The sequence below is a fragment of the Burkholderia sp. LMG 13014 genome (genome assembly GCF_905232215.1).
GTDB lineage: Bacteria > Pseudomonadota > Gammaproteobacteria > Burkholderiales > Burkholderiaceae > Burkholderia.
This window is the reverse complement of record NZ_CAJNKE010000616.1, coordinates 1-3,391: the sequence shown is the minus strand read 5'-3', so window position 1 is coordinate 3,391 and position 3,391 is coordinate 1. Positions and strand designations below refer to the sequence as shown.

3 protein-coding genes are annotated in these 3,391 nt (G+C 67.1%); all 3 read right to left on the bottom strand.

Going from position 1 to position 3,391, the window contains the following annotated elements; translation table 11 throughout:
- The coding region (locus JYJ84_RS31935) for a methyl-accepting chemotaxis protein (protein WP_205186543.1) at positions 1 to 1,543 on the bottom strand (1,543 nt) is incomplete at its 3' end.
- A gap of 37 nt (positions 1,544 to 1,580) precedes the next feature.
- Complete coding sequence (cheW, locus tag JYJ84_RS31930; RefSeq protein WP_043185043.1) at positions 1,581 to 2,096, bottom strand: chemotaxis protein CheW; 516 nt, start codon at positions 2,094 to 2,096, stop codon at positions 1,581 to 1,583.
- A gap of 51 nt (positions 2,097 to 2,147) precedes the next feature.
- Positions 2,148 to 3,391 (bottom strand): chemotaxis protein CheW (locus JYJ84_RS31925; protein ID WP_205189949.1); only part of this gene is annotated, 1,244 nt, incomplete at its 5' end.

Genomic DNA, 3,391 nt, shown 5'->3' with positions numbered 1-3,391 from the left:
GCCAGCTCGACACGATCGCCTTCATCTGGCGCGTCTGCTCCTCGAGCGACGCGGCCGCGGCCGCTGCCTGCTCGACGAGCGCCGCGTTCTGCTGCGTGACCGAATCCATCTGGCCGACCGCGCGGTTGACCTGCTCGATGCCGGTCGACTGCTCGTCCGACGCGGCACTGATCTCGCCCATGATGTCGGTCACACGGCGCACGGCCTGCACGATCTCGTCCATCGTCGAACCGGCGCGCGACACGAGCGCCGATCCGCTTTCGACCTTCTCGACCGAATCGCCGATCAGCTGCTTGATTTCCTTCGCGGCGCTCGCGCTGCGCTGCGCGAGCGAGCGCACCTCGCCCGCGACCACCGCGAAGCCGCGGCCCTGTTCGCCCGCGCGGGCGGCTTCGACCGCCGCGTTCAGCGCGAGGATGTTGGTCTGGAACGCGATGCCTTCGATCGTGCCGATGATGTCGACGACCTTGCCCGAGCTCGCCGCGATGTCCTGCATCGTCGACACGACCTGGCCGACCACGTCACCGCCCTGCGTCGCGATGTCCGATGCGTTCACCGCGAGCTGGCTGGCCTGCCGCGCGTTCTCCGCGTTCTGCCGCACGGTGCCCGTCAGCTGCTCCATGCTCGACGCGGTTTCCTGCAGCGATGCGGCCTGCTCCTCGGTACGTTGCGACAGGTCGATGTTGCCGGTCGCGATCTCGCGCGCGCCGACGTCGATCGATTCGGTGCCGCGATGCACGGCCTGCACCATCGTCGTGACGGCGTCCTGCATCCGCTTGACGCCGCCGAACAGGCGGCCGATCTCGTTCGTGCTGAACACGTTGACCGGTTGCGTGAGGTCGCCGCCGGCGATGCGCTCGAAGTGCGCGATCGCGTCCTCGAGCGGCTTCACGATCAGCCCGCGCAGCGCGAAACGGATCGCGACCACGACGACGAACGCGATCGCGATGCCGGCCGCGATCAGCCCGACCATCAGCGAGATCTGCGACTGCGTCGTGGCCTGGCGATCTTCCGCGCGCTTCTGCAACGATGCGATCACGGCCGACGCGGCCTGGTCGTACGCGACGAACATCGGGCTGATCTTCGTATCGGCGACCGCGTGGTACGCGGCCATGTCGCCCGCGCGCGCGGCCGCGAATTCGGGCTCGACGCCTTCCTTCACGATCGTCGTGTAGCGCGCGGTCAGGTCGTCGACGAGCGCCTGGTCGATGCCGAGCTTCGGCGTCTGCTGGAACGCCTGCCAGTTCTGGTTCGACTTCGCATACAGCTCCTGCGCGCGGTCGAGCACCTTGGCTGCCTCGGCCGTGTTGCCCCCCTCCGTCAGCGAACGGAAGCGGTCGAGCGACACGCGCGCGCGCAGCAGGTACGACGACGTGTCGTCGAGCGTGTGGAGCGCCGGCAGGTCGACGTGCGCGATCTCGTCGAGCGAGCGGCTCGCGTGATTCAGCGCCACGAGGCCGAGCCCGCCAACGGCTGCGGCCAGCGCCGCGAGGATGAGTCCGACCGCCGTGAGCGTCGTGCGGATCGACCAGTTATGCAACATTGCAGATTCTCCCGAAATTCCTGCGCGCGCGGCGCGCTTACCCGCCGAGCGTCTCGATCAGCGCCATTTCACGGCTCGACATCAGCTTCTCGATGTCCATCAGGATCAGCATCCGGCCGTCGACCGTACCGAGGCCCGTCAGGTACTCGGTCGTCAGCGTCGCACCGAATTCCGGCGCCGGCATGATCTGGTCGGTCTGCAGCGTCAGCACGTCCGACACGCCGTCGACCACCATCCCGACCACGCGATGCGCGACGTTCAGGATGATCACGACGGTCTGGTGGTCGTACTCGACGCGGCCGAGATGGAACTTGATCCGCATGTCGACGATCGGCACGATGATCCCGCGCAGGTTGATCACGCCCTTGATGAATTCCGGCGCGTTCGCGATGCGCGTGACGCTGTCGTAACCGCGGATTTCCTGCACTTTCAGGATGTCGATCCCGTATTCCTCGTCGCCGAGCGTGAACACGAGGAATTCCTGGCCCGTCGCGTCGCCTTGCTCCGCGTCGCGGCGGCTCGTTGCCGCGTTCGCCGCGGCCGGATTGATCATTTGGACTTCAGCAGCCACGTTTGCCCCCAATCGGTTGAATGGCGAGAGACATCAGAACATCGCGAGCTCGGCGCCGGCACGGGCGCCGTGCGTCGCACGGGTTTCGCGGTTCAGCGCCGCGACGTCGACGATCAACGCGACGCTGCCGTCGCCGAGGATCGTCGCCGCCGAGATGCCGTGCACCTTGCGGTAGTTGGTTTCGAGGTTCTTCACGACCACCTGCTGCTGGCCGACCAGCTCGTCGATCAGCATCGCGAAGCGGCGCCCCTCGGTTTCCATGATCGTGACGATCCCTTGCGTCGGGTCGGTGCGCGCTTCGTCGACCGAGAACACCTCGTGCAGCGCAACGAGCGGCAGGTATTCGCCGCGCACGCGCACCACGCGCTCGCCGTTGCCGACCGTGTAGATGTCGTCGTTCGACGGCTGCAGCGACTCCATCACGAAGTTCAGCGGCAGGATGAAGATCTCGTTGCCGACCTTCACCGACATCCCGTCGAGGATCGCCAGCGTGAGCGGCAGCACGATCCGCGTGGTCGTGCCGCGGCCGGCCAGCGACGTGATCTCGACGTGGCCGCCCATCGACTGGATGTTGCGCTTCACGACGTCCATCCCGACGCCTCGGCCCGACACGTCGGTCACCGTCTCGGCGGTCGAGAAGCCCGGCGCGAAGATCAGCTGCCAGACTTCGTCGTCGCTGATGGTGTCGGACACCTGCATGCCCTGTTTCGCGGCTTTCGCGAGGATCCGCTCGCGGTTCAGGCCCGCGCCGTCGTCGCTCACCTCGATCACGATGTTGCCGCCGTGATGCGCGGCCGACAGCACGAGCTGGCCGACCGCGTCCTTGCCGGCGGCGACGCGCTTGTCGACGGTCTCGATCCCGTGGTCGAGGCTGTTGCGCACGAGGTGGGTCAGCGGATCGATGATCCGTTCGATCAGGCTCTTGTCGAGTTCGGTCGCCTGGCCGAACGTAACCAGTTCGACCTGCTTGCCAAGCTTGCCGGCGAGGTCGCGCACGAGCCGCGGGAAGCGGCTGAACACGTAGTCCATCGGCATCATGCGGATCGACATCACCGCTTCCTGCAGGTCGCGCGCGTTGCGCTCCAGCTGCGCCATCCCGTTGAACAGGCGGTCGTGCAGCGCCGGATCGAACGCGCTCGCGGTTTCCGCGAGCATCGCCTGCGTAATTACCAGCTCGCCGACCAGGTTGATCAGCTGGTCGACCTTCTCGACGCCGACGCGGATCGAGCTGCCTTCGGCGCCCGATGCAGCCGCGGCGGCCGGGCGCGCGCGCTTGT

Bases quoted from the DNA above. Each gene is read 5' to 3' on its own strand.
- cheW (WP_043185043.1), bottom strand. From the start codon at position 2,096: ATGATCAATCCGGCCGCGGCGAACGCGGCAACGAGCCGCCGCGACGCG.